The following is a 16,523-nucleotide window of genomic DNA, read 5'->3' as shown; positions in this document are numbered from 1 at the left end:
GCCGTCCTTGCGGGCGATCGAGGTGCTTCGCCCTGTGCAGTGCGACGTGGCAGGGAGCCGATGCGCGGCATGGCCCCACCGGCGCCGCGCTCAGCTCTTGCGAGCCGCCTGCGTCTCGGTGGCGCGCAGTTGCGCCGAGAGCTTGTCGAGCACGCCGTTCACGTACTTGTAGCCGTCCGAGCCGCCGAACGTCTTGGTCAGCTCGACTGCTTCGTTGATGACCACGCGATACGGAATGTCGACGTGATTCTTCAGTTCGAACGCGGCGACCAGCAGCACCGCGCGTTCGACCGGCGACAGTTGATCGATCGGACGGTCGAGGCACGGCGCGATCGCGGCGGAAAGTGCTTCGGAATCGCGCATCACGCCATGCAGGATCGCGTCCAGGTGCTCGTGATCGGCCTTGTCGTAACCTTGCGCGCCGCGCAGTTGCGCGTCGATCTCACCGCCGGGCGAGCCCGACAGCAGCCACTGGTAAAGCCCCTGCGTAGCCAGTTCGCGGGAGCGTCGGCGTGCGCTCTTCATGCCTCTTCCTCGTCATCTTCGTCTTCATCTTCGTCGTCATCGCCGCCGAGCTGCTCGAGCGCGACCGCGAGGTTCGCCATTTCGACAGCCACGCGCGCGGCGTCGCGACCCTTCTCGGTCATGCGCGCGACGGCTTGCTCGTCGTTCTCGGTGGTAAGCACCGCGTTCGCGACCGGAATGCCGAAGTCGAGGCCGATGCGCGTGATGCCCGCGCCGCTTTCGTTCGAAACCAGCTCGAAGTGGTAGGTCTCGCCGCGGATCACCGCGCCGAGCGCGATCAGCGCGTCGAATTGCGCGCTTTCGGCGAGCTTTTGCAGCGCGAGCGGGATTTCCAGCGCGCCCGGCACCGTGACGAGCAGCACGTCTTCGCCGGTCACGCCGAGGCGTTCGAGTTCTTCGATGCAGGAGTCGGCGAGGCCGTTACAGACGGGTTCGTTAAAGCGCGCCTGGACGATGCCGATGCGCAGTCCGTCGCCGTCGAGATTCGGTTGGTATTGTCCGATTTCCATATGAATTCCGTAGTGTTTGAGTGGGCGCGAGGCGCGTGAGTGGCCGGATCAGAGTTGTGGGGCTTGCGTTTTGCTGCCGGGCATCGGAATGAAGCCCGTGACTTCGAGACCATAACCCGACATGCTGCCGAGCTTGCGTGGGTTCGACAGCACCTGCATCTTGCCGACGCCGAGTTCGCGCAGAATCTGCGCGCCGATGCCGTAGGTCTTGAAGTCGACCGGCCGGCGCTTCAGCGCGTCCGCTTTTTCCTTCGAGTCGAACGCCTTGAAGACGTCGATCAGATGGTCTTTCGAGTCGCCGCAGTTCAGCAGTACGACCACGCCGAGATCGCGTTCTGCGATTTCCTGGATGGCCGCGTCCAGCGTCCACGAATGGGTGGATTCGCCGACTTCGAGCAGATCCAGCACCGACAGCGGCTCGTGCACGCGCACCGGCGTGTCGCGATCGGGCATCGGCGTGCCGCGCACTAGCGCGATGTGCGGCTGGCCGCTCGGCTGATCGAGATACATGACCGCGCGGAACGCGCCGTGCGCGGTTTGCATCGTACGTTCGCAAACACGCTCGACGATCGACTCGGTGCGGCTGCGATAGTGAATCAGATCGGCGATCGTGCCGGTCTTCAGGCCGTGCTCCTTGCCGAACTCGAGCAGGTCCGGCAGACGCGCCATCGTGCCGTCGTCCTTGATCACTTCGCAGATCACCGCGGCAGGCGTGAGGCCCGCGAGCCTCGTGAAGTCGCAGCCGGCCTCGGTATGGCCGGCGCGCACCAGCACGCCGCCCGGCTGGGCCATGATCGGGAAGATATGACCCGGCTGCACGATGTGCTCGGCTTTCGCGTCCGGCGCGACCGCGGCCGCGATCGTGCGGGCCCGGTCGGCTGCCGAGATGCCGGTCGTCACGCCTTCGGCCGCTTCGATGCTGACCGTGAACGCGGTGCCGTACTGCGTGCCGTTGCGGTAGGTCATCAGCGGCAGGTTCAGCTGCTTGCAGCGATCCTGGGTCAGCGTCAGGCAGATCAGGCCGCGGCCGTAGCGAGCCATGAAATTGATCGCTTCCGGAGTGACAAACTCGGCGGCGATCACGAGGTCGCCCTCGTTCTCGCGGTCTTCTTCGTCGACGAGGATCACCATCCGGCCGGCTTTCAGTTCGGCAATGATCTCTTGGGTGGAGGCGAGCGTCATGTTGGCGAGTTTTTCGGGAAAGCGCGTATTTTACGCCACGCGCGGGCCCAAGTCGCCTCCGCCAGACGACATAGGCCGTTTGGCCGACTGTGACGAGCCGGGCGGGGTTGCCATGCTCGTCGAAACGGTGGGCGAGCGCGCGACTGGCGTTGGCGGCAACGCGAAGTATGCTCCAGCGCGGCCCGCTTTACGGATGGCAATAGTGCGGAACGGTACTTGCGGCGCAGCAGGCAGTTTCGTCTCACTACCACCCGGAGACCGGAATGTCGGGAACCGTCGGCTGTTGCATCAATGAAGGGCGTAACGCGTGCGCGCAAGGAGCGCGTCGATGAAGCGCGGCGCCACGAGCGGGGGCTCGTCGCAAGCGCCCGTGAGCGCGCTGCGCGCGAGCGCGTACCGCATTCCGACCGACGCGCCGGAGGCCGACGGCACGTTCGCGTGGGACGCGACCACGCTGGTCGTCGTCGAGATCGACGCGGGCGGCGACACCGGCATCGGCTACACGTACAGCGATGCTTGCATCGTCGCGCTGATCCAGGGCGCGCTCGCCGCCTGCGTGCTGAATCACGACGGATTGGACGTCGGCGCGCATTGGCAACGGTTGCAACGCCAGGTGCGCAATCTCGGCCGCGCGGGACTGGCCGCGACAGCCATTTCGGCAATCGACTGCGCGCTGTGGGACCTGAAGGCGAAGCTGCTCGGCGTGCCGCTCGTCAGGCTGCTCGGCGCGTTGCGCCCGGCCGTGCCGGCTTACGGCAGCGGCGGCTTCACCACGTATACGAACCAGCGCTTGCAGCAGCAGTTCGCCGGCTGGGTCGCGCAGGACGGCTGCCGGTGGGTAAAGATGAAAATCGGCAGCGAGCCGGACAAGGACCCGGCGCGCGTCGCGGCGGCGCGCGCGGCGATCGGCGGCGCGGGCCTGTTCGTCGACGCGAACGGCGCGTTCACGCCGCAACGGGCGCTGTACTACGCGCAACGTTTCGCCGAGCACCAGGTGAGCTGGTTCGAGGAGCCCGTGTCTTCGGACGACGAAGCGGGCCTGCGCGGCGTACGCGAGCGCGTGCCGGCCGGCATGGAGATCGCCGCCGGCGAATACGGCTACACGCTCGACGACTTCCGCCACCTGCTCGCGGCGGGGGCCGTCGACGTGCTGCAGGCCGACGCGAGCCGTTGCGGCGGCATCACCGGTTTTCTGCAGGCCGCCGCGCTGTGCGACGCGTATCACGTGCCGCTGTCCGCGCATTGCGCACCGGCGTTGCATCTGCACGTCGCGTGCGCGGCGCCGCGCTTGCGCCATCAGGAGTGGTTCCATGACCACGTCCGGATCGAAGCCATGCTGTTCGACGGTGCGCCGCGTTTGCGCGACGGCCAGATGGAGCCGGATCTGTCGCGGCCCGGTTGCGGGCTCGAGTTCAAGCATGGTGACGCCGAGCGTTACCTCATCAAATAAAGCAGGCCACGACAAGGAACCGATATCGATGGGCTCTTCGCGCTTACCGGATTGCTGTACACGGCGGCGGCCGTGACGGCCGTCGCGGCGTTGGCCGCGCGCGGCGCGGGAAGACCTGAGTCGCACCGCGAACGGCGTGAGAGCGGCCCGCAACACCATGAGCGTCGGGCATCCGTGACGTTCCCGACGTGTGCCGCCCGCAGCCATCAGCGCGCGCCGGCGCGCGTGCACGCGAGCGAACCCACCGCCAAGGTGGAGGCACACGTCGAAGCGGCCCGCACCTTCAACCACAGCTCCGCGCTGCTCGCGCTGTCGGTGCTCGCCGACAGCGCGATGGAGCATTACCGCGGCTCGTTCGACAACCCCGCGATGTTCACGCCACTCGTCAGCGCGAGTCTGTCGCTCGCCGCGGGCCTGCATGGTGGCGCGGATCGTCGCGGCCAGACGCATCGCGCGCGCCATGCGATCTATCTGACCGCGGCGGCGACGGCCATCGCCGGCACGGGCTTCCATTTCCACAACGTGATGAACCGGCCGGGCGGCTGGAGTTGGAACAACCTGTTTCACGCGGCACCGCTCGGCGCGCCGAGCGCGTTGCTGCTGTCAGGCGCGCTCGGTGCGGTCGCCGAACGCTTGCGCGACGAGCCCGCGGACGACCCGCAACTGCTCGGCATGCCGGCCGGTCAGGCGCTCGGTCTGCTGGTCGCGGCGGGTCTCGTCGGCACGGTGGGGGAGGCCGCGCTGCTGCATTTTCGTGGCGCGTTTCAGCATCGCGCGATGTACGCGCCGGTCAGCATTCCGCCCATCACCGCCGCGCTGCTCGCGCATGCCGCGCTGTCCGCTCCGCGCGAGCGTTGGTACACGCGGCTCTGGTTACGCATCACGACCGTGCTCGGCTTTGTCGGCGCGGGTTTTCACGCGCGCGGGATCGCGCGTCGCCAGGGCGGCTGGCGCAACTGGAGCCAGAATCTGTTCGACGGGCCGCCGCTGCCCGCGCCGCCGAGCTTTTCCGCGCTGGCGCTCGCCGGGCTCGCCGCACTGCGTCTGCGGGAGACTGAAAAATGACGAACCGACCACGCTCGACCCGAACCACCCGCTATCCCGGCTACGACGTGCTCGACAAACGCACGACGCCGTCGTGGGACGCGCACACCCGCGCGGTGATCGCCGAGCGCCTCGCGACACCGCTTGAGCCGCGCTTTTTCAACGCGGTCGAATGGCTCGCGGTCACGTCGCTGTGCGCCCGCATCGTGCCGCAAGCGAATGCGCAACCGGTGGTGCCGCTCGCCGCGCTGCTCGACGCGCGGCTCGCCGGCAATGGCAACGACGGCTACCGCGACGCCCGTTTGCCGCCGATGCGCGACGCCTGGCGCATCGGCCTCGCCGCGCTCGATGCCGAGTGCCGCGAGCGCGGCGGCCTGCCGTTCGCGAGCCTCGCGGAGGACACGCAGATCGCGCTGCTCGGCGAGATGCAGCGCGGCGAACTGACGAACCCCGCGTGGCGCGGCATGCCGTCGAAGCTGTTCTTCGGCGAGCGCGTGCTGCACGACATCTGCGGCCTCTACTACTCGCACCCGCACGCGTGGAGCGAGATCGGCTTCGGCGGCCCGGCGAATCCGCGCGGCTATGTGCGCATGTACTTGAATCGCCGCGATCCGTGGGAGGCGGTCGAAGCGACGCCCGACACCCATGAGCAGGCCGCGAAGGAGAACCGCCGTGTCCGATGACGCGCAGCAACGGCCGCGCGGCAAGGACGGCCGCGCACCCGATGTGTTCCAGCGCGGCGGCTGGGTGCCGATGCGCGCGTACGCTGACGGCGAGGAAGTCGATTTCGCGATCGTCGGCACCGGCGCCGGCGGTGGCACGCTTGCGTGCCGGCTTGCGGAAAAAGGCTTCAAGGTCGTCGCGTTCGATGCCGGCGCGTGGTGGCGTCCGCTCGAAGAGTTCGCGTCTGACGAAGCGCATCAGGAAAAACTGTTCTGGACCGACGAGCGCATCTGCGACGGCGACAATCCGCTGAAGCTCGGCAACAACAACAGCGGCAAGGCGGTGGGCGGCAGCACGGTCCATTTCGCGATGGTGTCGCTGCGTTTTCGGCCCGAGTGGTTCAAGTCGCGCAGCGTGCTCGGCTATGGCGCCGACTGGCCGCTCGACTGGCGCGAGATGTGGCACTACTACGGCGAGGTCGAGGACGCGCTGAAAATCTCCGGACCGGTGAACTATCCGTGGGGGCCGCAGCGGCCGCGCTATCCGTATCGCGCGCATGAGCTGAACGCGGCGGCGCTGGTGCTCGCGCGCGGCGCCGAGGCGCTCGGCATCGGCTGGAGCCCGACGCCGCTCGCGACCCTCTCCGCGCCCCGTGGCCGCGCGCATCCGTGCGTGTACCGCGGCTTTTGCGTGTCCGGCTGGGCGACCAACGCGAAGCAAAGCGCGCTCGTCACGTGGATCCCGCGTGCGCTGCGAGCCGGCGCCGAGGTACGCGATCTGGCGATGGTCGGCCGCGTCGTCACCAACGACGCGGGGCTCGCCACCGGCGTCGAATATCTGCGCGAAGGACGCTGGCGATTCCAGCGCGCGAATCACGTGGTGGTGGCCGGCTACGCGATCGAAACGCCGCGCCTGTTGCTGATGTCGGCCAACAGCCGCTTTCCCGACGGACTCGCGAACAGTTCGGGACTCGTGGGCAAATACCTGATGGCGCAGTCGAATCAAGCCGTCTACGGCACCTTCGATGAAGACATCCGCTGGTACAAGGGGCCGCCGTCGCTCGCGCTCACCGAGCACTGGAACTACGAAGACAAGGGCAAAGATTTTTTCGGCGGCTACTGCTACATGAGCCAGGGGCCGCTGCCGAACGGATGGGTCGCGGTGCAGAATGGCCGCGGCTTGTGGGGCGACGCGCTCGGCGCGGAGATGCTCAAGTACAACCACCAGGCGGGGCTGAAGATCGTCGGCGAGATGCTGCCGCAGCAGCGCAACCGCGTGACGCTTGCCGACGAGAAGGACCAGTACGGGCTGCCGATCGCGCGCGTCACCTATTCATGGTGCGACAACGACAAGCGACTCATCGCGCATTCGCTCGACTTCATGGAGCAGGCGCTCGCGGCCGCCGGCGGCAAGGAGATCTGGCGCGAGACCGACGACACCTGCCACCTGAACGGCACCGCGCGCATGGGTGACGATCCGTCGACGAGCGTCGTCGACGCGGACTGCCGCAGTTGGGACATCCGCAACCTGTGGGTGTGCGACGGCTCGGTGTTTCCGACCGTCGGCGGCGTGAATCCGTCGCTGACGATTCAGGCGATCGCGTGTCGCACCGCCGAGCGCATCGCCGCGCTAGCCGCGCGCGGCGAGTTGTAGGGGGAGTGTTGCCCGCGCGCATGAACCGCAGTCCGAAACGATGGAGTACTCACTGCGCGATCCGGATGGTTACACAACATGCTCTGCATGCATCGAACATTGACCCAAGTCATGTTTCAGGCGCAAAAACGGCCTCTTTTTCGATGCCCCACCTGCATGGTGCAATGCAAAATTCATAGAAAGGCCGGGCTTGCTGACCTCACCATACCCTGCAGGTATGAAAAAGGACAGGAAAAGTATTGGACGGGCCAAACGGGCGAAGGGTATAAAAACATCCAATGAACTCACTTCTCGCCGCAGCCGCCATGACCCAAGCGACCATCGAACGTATCGAAACCCGCCTCGTCGATCTGCCGACGATCCGCCCTCACAAGCTGTCGGTCGCCACGATGTACGGGCAGACGCTGATGCTGGTCAAGGTGTACTGCAGCGACGGCATCGTCGGGATTGGCGAAGGCACCACGATCGCCGGCATGGCCTATGGCCCGGAAAGCCCCGAAGCCATGAAGCTCGCGATCGACGCCTACTTCGCCCCGGCGATGATCGGCAAGGACGCGACGCAGATCCAGTCGCTGATGGCGCACCTCGGCAAGCTGGTCAAGGTCAATCATTTCTCGAAGAGCGCGCTCGAAACCGCGCTGCTCGACGCGCAAGGCAAACGTCTCGGCGTGCCGGTGAGCGAGCTGCTCGGCGGCCGTCGTCGTGAGCGCCTGCCGGTTGCGTGGACGCTCGCGTCGGGCGATACCGCGAAGGACATCGCCGAAGCCGAGCACATGCTCGACGTGCGCCGCCACAAAGTCTTCAAGCTGAAGATCGGCGCGAAGGAACTGAAGACCGACATCAAGCACGTCGCCGAGATCAAGAGAGCGGTCGGCGAGCGCGCCGCGGTGCGCGTCGACGTGAACATGGCGTGGAGCGAGACCCAGGCCACCTGGGCGATTCCGGCGCTGGCCGACGCGGGCTGCGATCTGGTCGAGCAGCCGGTCGCGTCCGCCGCGGCACTCGCGCGACTGATGCGCCGCTTCCCGGTCGCGCTGATGGCCGACGAAGTCCTGCAAGGCCCGGACAGCGCGTTCGAGATCGCGAAGAACGGCGGCGCCGATGTGTTCGCGATCAAGATCGAACAGAGCGGGGGCCTGTTCGCCGCGCAGCGCGTGGCCGCGATCGCAGATGCCGCCGGCATCGAGCTGTACGGCGGCACGATGCTCGAAGGTGCGTTCAGCACGGTGGCGTCGGCGCATCTGTTCGCGAGCTTCGCGAATCTGCAATGGGGCACCGAGCTGTTCGGGCCGCTGCTGATCACCGAAGAAATTCTGACCACGCCGCTCGACTACAGCGACTTCGAACTGACCGTGCCGAACGGCCCGGGTCTCGGCATCGAACTCGACGAGGCGAAGGTCAAGCGATTCACGCGAGACGGGCTGATGAAGGTCACCCGCTAAACGGATTTAGAACAAGAGGATTCAACGATGCTTTTCCATGTGCGAATGGACGTGCACCTGCCGGTCGACATGCCGGCCGAAGTGGCGAACGAAATCAAGACCCGCGAGAAGGCTTACTCGCAGGAGCTCCAGCGTAGCGGCAAGTGGCGTCATATCTGGCGCCTCGTTGGCGAGTACGCGAATTACAGCATCTTCGATGTAGAGAGCAATGCCGAACTTCACGACATTCTGTCCGGCTTGCCTCTGTTCCCGTACATGAAGATTTCGGTGACGCCTCTGTGTCGTCACCCGTCGTCGATTCGGGACGGCGACATCTGAGCCCAGGGGCCAGGCGCTTTTGACGGCGAGCGCATCCAAAGCCATCTTTTCCCCCTATACCAACTGGAGACAGTCATCGTGAGCGTCAAAGTATTTGAAACGAAAGAAGTGCAGGATCTGCTGAAAGCCGCTTCCAACGTCGATGCCGGGAATGGCAACGCGCGTTTCCAGCAGATCGTATTCCGTCTGCTGGGCGACCTGTTCAAGGCAATCGACGACCTCGACATCACGCCCGACGAAATCTGGGCCGGCGTCAACTATCTGAACAAGCTCGGTCAGGACGGCGAAGCGGCGTTGCTCGCGGCCGGCCTCGGTCTCGAGAAGTATCTCGACATCCGCATGGACGCCGAGGACAAGAAGATCGGTCTCGAAGGCGGCACGCCGCGTACGATCGAAGGCCCGCTGTACGTCGCGGGCGCGACGGTGCGCGAGGGCGTCTCGAAGATCGACATCAACCCGGACGAAGACGCGGGCCCGCTCGTGATTCGCGGCACGGTCAAGGATCTGGACGGCAAGCCGGTCGCCGGCGCGATTGTCGAGTGCTGGCACGCGAACTCGAAGGGCTTCTACTCGCACTTCGATCCGACCGGCGCGCAGAGCGACTTCAACCTGCGCGGCGCGGTGAAGACCGGCGCCGACGGCAAGTACGAGGTCCGCACGCTGATGCCGGTAGGCTACGGCTGCCCGCCGCACGGCTCGACGCAGCAGCTGCTGAACGTGCTGGGCCGTCACGGCAACCGTCCGGCGCACGTGCACTTCTTCGTCAGCAGCGACGGCCATCGCAAGCTGACCACGCAGTTCAACATCGAAGGCGATCCGCTGATCTGGGACGACTTCGCGTATGCAACGCGCGAAGAGCTGATTCCGCCGGTCGTCGAGAAAAGCGGTGGCGCGGCGCTGGGCCTGAAGGCCGATACGTACAAGGACATCGAGTTCAACTTCACGATCACGCCGCTGGTCCAGGGTAAGGACAACCAGCTCGTCCATCGTCTGCGCGCTTCGGCCGAAGCGTGATCGCACGAGGCGGCGCCGTGGCGACACGGCCGCCGTCTTTCGTTGCCAACGGCCGGCGGTCCTGCCGGCCGAATCCCGGAAGCGTCGAGGAGTCGACGGTGTCTAGCAAACTTCGTGAGCAGGCAGCACACGATGTCGCGTCCGTGCTGCCCGATCGGGCCCACGAGCTGGCGCGTCTGCTGATTCTGATCGACGACAGTGAACCGGTCGTCACCGTCGTCGGCAAATACAACCACGGCAAGAGCAGCCTGCTCAACGAGCTGTTGGGCCGCGATGCGTTCGCGGTGTCCGACCGGCGCGAAACGGTGCGCCTGTCCGACAGCGTGCATCAGGGCGTGCGCTGGCTCGACGCACCCGGACTCGACGCCGACGTCGGCAGCGAAGACGACCGCGAAGCGTTGCGCGCCGCGTGGCTGAAGTCCGACATTCGCCTGTTCGTGCATGCCGCGAAAGAGGGCGAACTCGACGCGAAAGAACTGACGCTGTTGACCGAGCTCGACGCCGGCCGCGTCAGGACCGGGCGGCAAACGCTGTTCGTGCTGTCGCAAGTCGACCAGTTCCTCGACGACGCCGCGTTGCTCGACATCACCGGACCGGCGCTCGCACATAAACGGCGCAAGCGGGCCGAGGTGCTGCTGCATCATCTGGAAGAGAACGTGCTCGGCAGCCTGCAAAGCGACGTGCTGCCGTTGCTTGGCGATCTGGGCGAGTCGCGCAAGGGGCGCTCGCAAGGCTCGAGCAACAGCAGGAGCAGCTTGCCAACGTGGTGTGGCGCGGCATCGTGCCGACGCTGCCCGCGTTGCTCGATGCGCATGCGGCGACGCATGACGTGATCGGGCTGTGCAACGCGCTGTCGCAGTCGATCTTCGAGCTGTATCGTCGCGAGGCAGACAGGCTGTTGGGCGATTATCTGATCAAGCCCGACGCTTCGGTCGCGACCATCGAACTCGCTGACGATGTGGGTTTCGACGATATCGTCGTCGAGCGTGCGGGCGCAAAATGGACCGGTGCGCGAAGTGGTGGGCGTCGATCGCTCAGCTGACGATGCTCGCGCGGCGTCTCGAGGCGTCGATGGCGACGCATGAGGAAGGCTTGCTCGATCTGAAGTCGCAGGTGCGGTCGGAAACTATCTGAAGCGCCCTTCAAACGCCAGGCCTCAGCGTGATCGTGAACGACCGTGGTGTCTCACCGTTTTCATCGCGCGGCATCGGGTCGGAGCGCTTGACCGCCTCGATGGCGGCCTTGTCCCACGCCCGATCGCCACTCGATCGAACGATCTTTACCGATTGGAGGCTGCCAGACGACGTGCAGTGCACTTCGACCACGGTTTCGCGATTCCCGGTCTTGCCATTCCAGACGATATTGGGCTGCACGCGTTGCCGGACGAGTTCTGCGTAGTCGAATACTTTCGGCGCGGACGCCGGTTGTCGAGGCGCCGCCGAAGCGAAATTTTTCAGCGCCGAGATCAGTGACGCCGCCGAACGTCTGCTGCTGTCGAGTTCCGCTAGCGTGATCCATTCGCGCGCGGGTTGTGGCGTTTTATCGAACGCCTGGCGGTAAAAGCGCATGGCCTTGCACCACGCCTCGGGCGAAAGCTCGCCTTGGCGGCCGCTCGTCAACAGCCCCAGATCATCGGCCTCGGAAGGGGCGCGATTCAGCGCGTCCGCGAGCGACGCCGACAGCGCCAGTTGCCCGCGCAGCCGTTGTCCTTGGCGTGACTTGCGGCAGCGGCGTGGTCTGCGTCGACTGTTTGACGAGGTTGAACATCGCCTGCAGTTGCGCCTGCAGTTCCGCGTCGGTCTCCTTATCCATCGACAGATAGCGCGACGTGATCAGCTGCAGATTCTTGAGCCCGCCGCAATCGGGCGGTGCGTTGTTCAGCGCGCGCGTCGTCAGGCTCATCAGCCGTTCGCGGTCCTGCTGCGAGATGCGCGCCATGCCGTCCAGCACGCCTAGCGCGCGAGCGAGCACAGCGGGACCCGCCGTAGCCGCATTGCTGTCGGACGAAAAGTAGTAGCGCTGAATGTCCGGATCGGCTGTCAGTTTCTGCGCCCAGTCCGCGATCAGCTTCGCTTTGGACGAGCGGGCCGGGATGCCTAAGCGGTTGGCCAGTTCGGCGGCATCGAGCGGTTGGCCGGGTAGAAACGGCAAGGCGGTCGACAGCAGCGAAGAACCGGTCGCGCCCGCGGGAGAAGACGGCGGTCGTGTGGAGTCCGCGTTGCTTGCGGTCGCCGCGACGCCTGCGCCGGAGCGAGCCGTATCGCCGCTCGCGTGCGGTAGATTGAAAACGAAATTCGTTTCGACCGCCACAGGCTGATTGTCCATGCCCGTGAGGGGACTGCACTGGGCACGCCGCGATGCCTGAAGGGCGAGGTTGTCGAACGCCGGATTGCCGGACGAGACTTCGACGACCACGTCGCTGATCTGTCCACGTTCGTCGACCCATGCACGCAGGATCGCATTGGGACGCGGCGCCTGCGCGACCGCAGCGCCGGCGGACTTCAGATCGTCGTTGGACAAACCGTAGGTGCAGGCCAGGCTCCGCGCGGACACGAAGTGCGGTGCCGACGTGATCGTGGCACTGGCTGCGCCCGTACCGACGATGCAGGCAAGGATCAGCGACGCTTTCGTCAGGTGCACACGCAGCGGATTCCAGCGACGGAGCAGGTGCGGCTCTTTCATTGTGTTTGTCAGCTTCGGATCGTGCACGCGCGCTGGGTCACGGCCCCGGATTCGCCTCGCTCAAACCGGCTTGCCGCGCAGATCGATCGCTTTCCCGATACGCACCGAGCATGCGCTCCTGGTATCGCGTAACGGTCTCGAGGCAAGTGTGCAGGTTACGTCGAGGATGGATCGCCATCGCGCGGCGCATTGAGCATCCGCTCCACATAGCGCGCGATCAGATCGATCTCCAGATTCACTTTTACCCCGTCGTGCAGATGCTTGAGCGCCGTCACCTGCACGGTATGCGGAATCAGATTGATCGAAAACTCGCAGCCGTCGTCGCGATCAACGATGGAGTTCACGGTCAGGCTCACGCCATTGACCGTAATCGATCCCTTGTACGCGAGATAACGACCGATGTCGCGCGGCGCGAGAATGCGCAGCTCGTGCGATTCGCCGACTGGCGCAAAACGCGTGACGATACCGAGTCCGTCGACGTGTCCGGACACGATATGTCCACCGAGCCGGTCGTGCGCGCGCAGCGCTTTCTCGAGATTGACCTCGCCGGTTTCGCCGAGACCGGCCGTGCGGTTCAGGCTCTCGCGCGAGACGTCGACCTCGAACGAATGAGCGGTCTTCGCGACCACCGTCATGCAGGCGCCCTGGATCGTGATGCTGTCGCCGAGTTGCACATCGGCGAGGTCGAGCCCGCCCGCCTCGACGTTCAGGCGCACGCCCGCGTCGCCGCCCGTGCCGAGCGGCTTGACTGATTCGATGCGGCCCACTGCCGCGACGATTCCTGTAAACATCGTGCTAGTCCTTGATCATTTCGAAACGGTGGGAGACACAGTGTCGGTCCCGGGTAAGGCTGTCGGCGCGAAACGCGCGAGGATCCGCAGATCGTCGCCGATCCGCTCGACCGTGTGGAAATTCAGCTTCACGCGGTCTTCGAGCTGGTCAGGCGCGTCCAGATTGAACATGCTCATCGAGTCCACGCCGAGCAGGCTCGGCGCGAGATAGACCAGCAGTTCATCGACGCAGCCTTCGCGCAGCAGCGAGCCGTTGAGCTTGTAGCCGGCTTCGACGTGCAGCTCGTTGACGTGACGCTCGCCGAGCACGCTCAGCATGCGCGGGAGATCCACCTTGCCGAACGCGTTCGGCAGCGGCACGATCTCGGCGCCGCGCTCGCGCAGCGCGCTCGCGCGTTTTTCGAGGCGCGCGTCGAGCTCGCCGCAGAAGATCAGCGTCGGCGCGCCGGCCAGGATCTGCGCGTCGAGCGGCACGTCGAGCTGGCTGTCGATCAGCACGCGGTGCGGTTGGCGCGGTGTATCGACCGCGCGCACGGTCATGCGCGGATTGTCCTCACGCACAGTGCCGATGCCGGTCAGGATCGCCGACGCGCGCGCACGCCACGCATGACCGTCGGCCCGCGCGGCCGCGCTCGTGATCCACTGGCTCTCACCCGACGGCAAGCCGGTGCGGCCATCGAGCGACGCCGCCACTTTCATGCGCACCCACGGACGGCCGCGCGTCATGCGCGACACGAAGCCGATGTTCAGCTCCCGCGCTTCGTTCGCGAGCAACCCGCAGCGCACTTCGATACCAGCTTCGCGCAGCATCGCGAGACCGCGGCCGGAGACCTGCGGGTTGGGATCTTCCATCGCCGCGATCACGCGGCCGATCTGCGCTTCGATCAGCGCGTTCGCGCACGGCGGCGTGCGGCCGAAATGGCTGCACGGTTCGAGCGTCACGTAGGCGGTCGCGCCGCGCAGGTCGTGGCCGCGCGAGCGCGCGTCCTTCAGCGCGCGAATTTCGGCGTGATCCTGGCCGGCCGGCTGCGTGAAGCCTTCGCCGATCACCTCGCCGTTTCTGACGAGCACGCAACCGACCCGCGGATTCGGGTCGGCCGTGTACATGCCGTGCTTCGCGAGCGCGAGCGCGCGTTCCATGTGGACGAAATCGGTTTGCGAGAACATCGGTGTCCGTTGTGGTGCGGTGTCTGGGTCGTGCGAGTTGCGGCCTTTGCTTCGGGCCCGGCTTCAGCCCTTCAATGCTGCGAACGCGCCGTGCGCGGCGTCGATCGTCGCGTCGATCACCGCGTCGTCGTGCGCGCTCGACACGAAGCCGGCCTCATACGCGGACGGCGCGAAGTACACGCCCGCATCGAGCATCTTGTGGAAGAACGCGTTGAAGCGCGGCACATCGCTCTTCGTGACGTCGGCGAAGCTCGTCGGGATCGATTCGCGAAAGTAGATGCCGAACATGCCGCCGAGCGCATCGGCCGCGAACGGCACGTCCGCTTCGCGTGCCGCCCGCGCGAGCCCTTGCGCGAGACGCGTGGTGCGCGCGCCGAGCGTGTCGTAGAAGCCGGGCGCCTGGATCAGCTGCAGCGTCTTCAGGCCGGCCGCGACCGCGATCGGATTGCCCGACAGCGTGCCCGCCTGATAGACGCCGCCGAGCGGCGCGAGGTGAGCCATGATGTCGCGCCGGCCGCCGAACGCCGCCGCCGGCATGCCGCCGCCGATTACCTTGCCGAGGCAGGTGAGGTCCGGCGTGATGCCGTAGAGTTGCTGCGCGCCGCCGAGCGCGACGCGGAAGCCGCACATCACTTCGTCGAAAATCAGCACCGCGCCGTACTCGGTGCACAGGCGCCGCAGCGCCTGCAGGAATTCAGGGGTCGCGCGCACGAGGTTCATGTTGCCCGCGACCGGCTCGACGATCACCGAGGCGATCTCGTTGCCGAACGCCTTGAACGCTTCTTCGAGCTCGGCGACGTTGTTGTATTCGAGCACGGTGGTGTGCTTCGCGATATCGACCGGCACGCCCGCCGAGGTCGGATTGCCGAAGGTCAGGAGGCCCGAGCCGGCCTTCACGAGCAGGCTGTCCGCGTGGCCGTGATAGCAGCCTTCGAACTTGACGATGCGGCTGCGGTTCGTGAAGCCGCGCGCGAGACGCAGCGCGCTCATCGTCGCCTCGGTGCCGCTCGACACCATGCGCACCTGTTCGATCGACGGCACCAGCTTGCAGATTTCCTCGGCGATCTCGACTTCCGACTCGGTCGGCGCGCCGAACGAAAAGCCATTCACGAGCGCGCGCTGCACGGCTTCCAGCACTTCGGGATGAACGTGGCCGAGGATCATGGGGCCCCACGAGCCGATGTAGTCGGTATAGCGCTGGCCGTCCGCGTCCCAGAAGTACGGGCCTTGCGCGCGCTCGATGAAACGCGGTGTGCCGCCGACGGAACGGAAAGCGCGCACCGGCGAATTCACGCCGCCGGGGATCGTGCGTTGCGCGCGTTCGAAGAGGGTTTCGTTTCTGGACATGGCGATGGCTGGAATAGGGAGCAGGGGTTGCGCAGCGGCGCAAAGGGCCTCGGACGATTCCCGCGGACACTTCGCGCGATGCTGGGATGGATCGAGAAATTGTACCGGAGTCGGCGCCGGCGGGCTGTGCGGGCGGGCGGTCGCGGCGGCGCGTGTTTCGCCTAGCTGCCCGGTGCGGGTATCGTCGGCGGCTTGCGCCTGCCGGTCAATTCGGCCCAGCGCTTCTCCAGCGCGCCTTCGGCGATCGGCTTGATGATCGTGCCCGAGCTTTGCGCATCCCACGTCTGCACCGAGAACGGATGCACACGCAGTTGATCGCGCGTGATGACCGGCGCGTGATGCGCATCGACGAGCCAGTCGTAGACGAAATCGATGCACAGCCGGTAGCCGCGTTTGGTCGACGCGTCGGGGACTTCGTAGGGCGCGCGTGTCACGTAGCCAGAACCGAAGATGCCCTTCGGCTCCTGCGCGACGCGATGCAGGAACACGCGATCGCCGGGCAGGATGCCGCGCGCAAAGCCGCAGCCCCACACGTCGGCCACCGCGTCGCCGGCCGCCACGCGTTTCGCGATGTCGGGCAACTCGGGCCACGGCCATTTTTTGGGGCTCCAGATCAGCAGGAAGGCGGTCATCGCGGGTTCGAACGGGATCAGGGGAAGGCTGTTGCGCGACGTCGAGCTTTTATGTCGGGCCGTCAGGCTGCGCATACGGAAGCGCGTTGGGCATGCTGGCGGCA

At 66.1% G+C, this 16,523-nt stretch carries 17 protein-coding genes and 1 pseudogene; 9 read left to right on the top strand and 9 right to left on the bottom strand.

Features of this window, described 5'->3' with window-relative positions:
* Window positions 1–90: 90 nt before the first annotated feature.
* Genes nusB through ribBA form a run of 3 tightly spaced genes read right to left on the bottom strand, consistent with a single transcriptional unit; the run spans window position 91 to window position 2,216 of the window.
* Window positions 91–525 (bottom strand): transcription antitermination factor NusB, encoded by a 435-nt coding sequence (nusB, locus tag OKW28_RS31300; RefSeq protein ID WP_090801489.1) that lies wholly within the window; start codon window positions 523–525, stop codon window positions 91–93.
* Window positions 522–1,034 carry a 6,7-dimethyl-8-ribityllumazine synthase gene (gene ribH, locus OKW28_RS31295; protein WP_013090228.1) on the bottom strand — a complete coding sequence of 171 codons (513 nt, stop codon included), beginning with the start codon at window positions 1,032–1,034 and terminating at the stop codon, window positions 522–524. The genes nusB and ribH overlap by 4 nt, the downstream gene beginning before the upstream one ends.
* Window positions 1,035–1,082: 48 nt before the next feature.
* Window positions 1,083–2,216 carry a bifunctional 3,4-dihydroxy-2-butanone-4-phosphate synthase/GTP cyclohydrolase II gene (gene ribBA / locus OKW28_RS31290; protein WP_184053257.1) on the bottom strand — a complete coding sequence of 378 codons (1,134 nt, stop codon included), beginning with the start codon at window positions 2,214–2,216 and terminating at the stop codon, window positions 1,083–1,085.
* A gap of 328 nt (window positions 2,217–2,544) precedes the next feature.
* On the opposite strand from ribBA, the gene OKW28_RS31285 reads away from it, so the two are divergent.
* From OKW28_RS31285 to OKW28_RS31245, 9 genes and pseudogenes are all read left to right on the top strand, one after another.
* Window positions 2,545–3,666, top strand: coding sequence for an enolase C-terminal domain-like protein (locus OKW28_RS31285; RefSeq protein WP_429451304.1), 1,122 nt, complete (start codon window positions 2,545–2,547; stop codon window positions 3,664–3,666).
* Between the two features lie 51 nt (window positions 3,667–3,717).
* On the top strand, window positions 3,718–4,731 hold the full coding sequence (locus OKW28_RS31280; protein WP_429451302.1) for a hypothetical protein: 1,014 nt from the start codon (window positions 3,718–3,720) through the stop codon (window positions 4,729–4,731).
* Window positions 4,728–5,393 carry a gluconate 2-dehydrogenase subunit 3 family protein gene (locus OKW28_RS31275; RefSeq protein WP_429451300.1) on the top strand — a complete coding sequence of 222 codons (666 nt, stop codon included), beginning with the start codon at window positions 4,728–4,730 and terminating at the stop codon, window positions 5,391–5,393. The genes OKW28_RS31280 and OKW28_RS31275 overlap by 4 nt, the downstream gene beginning before the upstream one ends.
* Complete coding sequence (locus OKW28_RS31270) at window positions 5,383–7,026, top strand: GMC family oxidoreductase (protein ID WP_429451298.1); 1,644 nt, start codon at window positions 5,383–5,385, stop codon at window positions 7,024–7,026. The genes OKW28_RS31275 and OKW28_RS31270 overlap by 11 nt, the downstream gene beginning before the upstream one ends.
* Window positions 7,027–7,331: 305 nt before the next feature.
* On the top strand, window positions 7,332–8,468 hold the full coding sequence (locus OKW28_RS31265) for a muconate/chloromuconate family cycloisomerase (protein ID WP_429451296.1): 1,137 nt from the start codon (window positions 7,332–7,334) through the stop codon (window positions 8,466–8,468).
* Window positions 8,469–8,495: 27 nt separating this feature from the next.
* Window positions 8,496–8,786 carry a muconolactone Delta-isomerase gene (catC, locus tag OKW28_RS31260; protein ID WP_090801477.1) on the top strand — a complete coding sequence of 97 codons (291 nt, stop codon included), beginning with the start codon at window positions 8,496–8,498 and terminating at the stop codon, window positions 8,784–8,786.
* A gap of 78 nt (window positions 8,787–8,864) precedes the next feature.
* The gene (gene catA, locus OKW28_RS31255) at window positions 8,865–9,800 is read left to right on the top strand and encodes a catechol 1,2-dioxygenase (protein ID WP_429451294.1); all 936 of its coding nucleotides are present in this window, start codon (window positions 8,865–8,867) and stop codon (window positions 9,798–9,800) included.
* A gap of 98 nt (window positions 9,801–9,898) precedes the next feature.
* Window positions 9,899–10,387, top strand: a pseudogene (locus OKW28_RS31250) (GTPase); the annotation flags it as partial.
* A gap of 194 nt (window positions 10,388–10,581) precedes the next feature.
* Window positions 10,582–10,842 carry a hypothetical protein gene (locus OKW28_RS31245; RefSeq protein WP_429451292.1) on the top strand — a complete coding sequence of 87 codons (261 nt, stop codon included), beginning with the start codon at window positions 10,582–10,584 and terminating at the stop codon, window positions 10,840–10,842.
* A gap of 100 nt (window positions 10,843–10,942) precedes the next feature.
* Here OKW28_RS31245 and tolA read toward each other — a convergent pair whose 3' ends face one another.
* From tolA to OKW28_RS31215, 6 genes are all read right to left on the bottom strand, one after another.
* A complete protein-coding gene (gene tolA, locus OKW28_RS31240; RefSeq protein ID WP_429451290.1) occupies window positions 10,943–11,368 on the bottom strand; it encodes a cell envelope integrity protein TolA in 426 nt (141 codons plus the stop codon).
* Window positions 11,369–11,429: 61 nt separating this feature from the next.
* Window positions 11,430–12,482: an energy transducer TonB gene (locus tag OKW28_RS31235; protein WP_429451289.1), complete on the bottom strand. Its 1,053-nt coding sequence runs from the start codon at window positions 12,480–12,482 to the stop codon at window positions 11,430–11,432.
* Window positions 12,483–12,637: 155 nt separating this feature from the next.
* Entirely contained in the window at window positions 12,638–13,273 is a 636-nt protein-coding gene (locus OKW28_RS31230; protein ID WP_429451287.1) for a riboflavin synthase, read from the bottom strand.
* A 15-nt stretch (window positions 13,274–13,288) separates the two neighbouring features.
* Window positions 13,289–14,440 carry a bifunctional diaminohydroxyphosphoribosylaminopyrimidine deaminase/5-amino-6-(5-phosphoribosylamino)uracil reductase RibD gene (ribD, locus tag OKW28_RS31225; protein ID WP_429451286.1) on the bottom strand — a complete coding sequence of 384 codons (1,152 nt, stop codon included), beginning with the start codon at window positions 14,438–14,440 and terminating at the stop codon, window positions 13,289–13,291.
* Between the two features lie 63 nt (window positions 14,441–14,503).
* Window positions 14,504–15,787 (bottom strand): glutamate-1-semialdehyde 2,1-aminomutase, encoded by a 1,284-nt coding sequence (gene hemL, locus OKW28_RS31220; RefSeq protein ID WP_429451285.1) that lies wholly within the window; start codon window positions 15,785–15,787, stop codon window positions 14,504–14,506.
* A 161-nt stretch (window positions 15,788–15,948) separates the two neighbouring features.
* A complete protein-coding gene (locus OKW28_RS31215) occupies window positions 15,949–16,419 on the bottom strand; it encodes a hypothetical protein (RefSeq protein WP_090801467.1) in 471 nt (156 codons plus the stop codon).
* Window positions 16,420–16,523: the final 104 nt, after the last annotated feature.

The organism is Paraburkholderia sp. 40, assembly GCF_050434105.1.
In the GTDB taxonomy this organism is placed as follows: domain Bacteria; phylum Pseudomonadota; class Gammaproteobacteria; order Burkholderiales; family Burkholderiaceae; genus Paraburkholderia; species Paraburkholderia tuberum.
The sequence above is the reverse complement of the archived record's forward strand: the minus strand, read 5'-3'. Positions and strand labels throughout refer to the sequence as shown.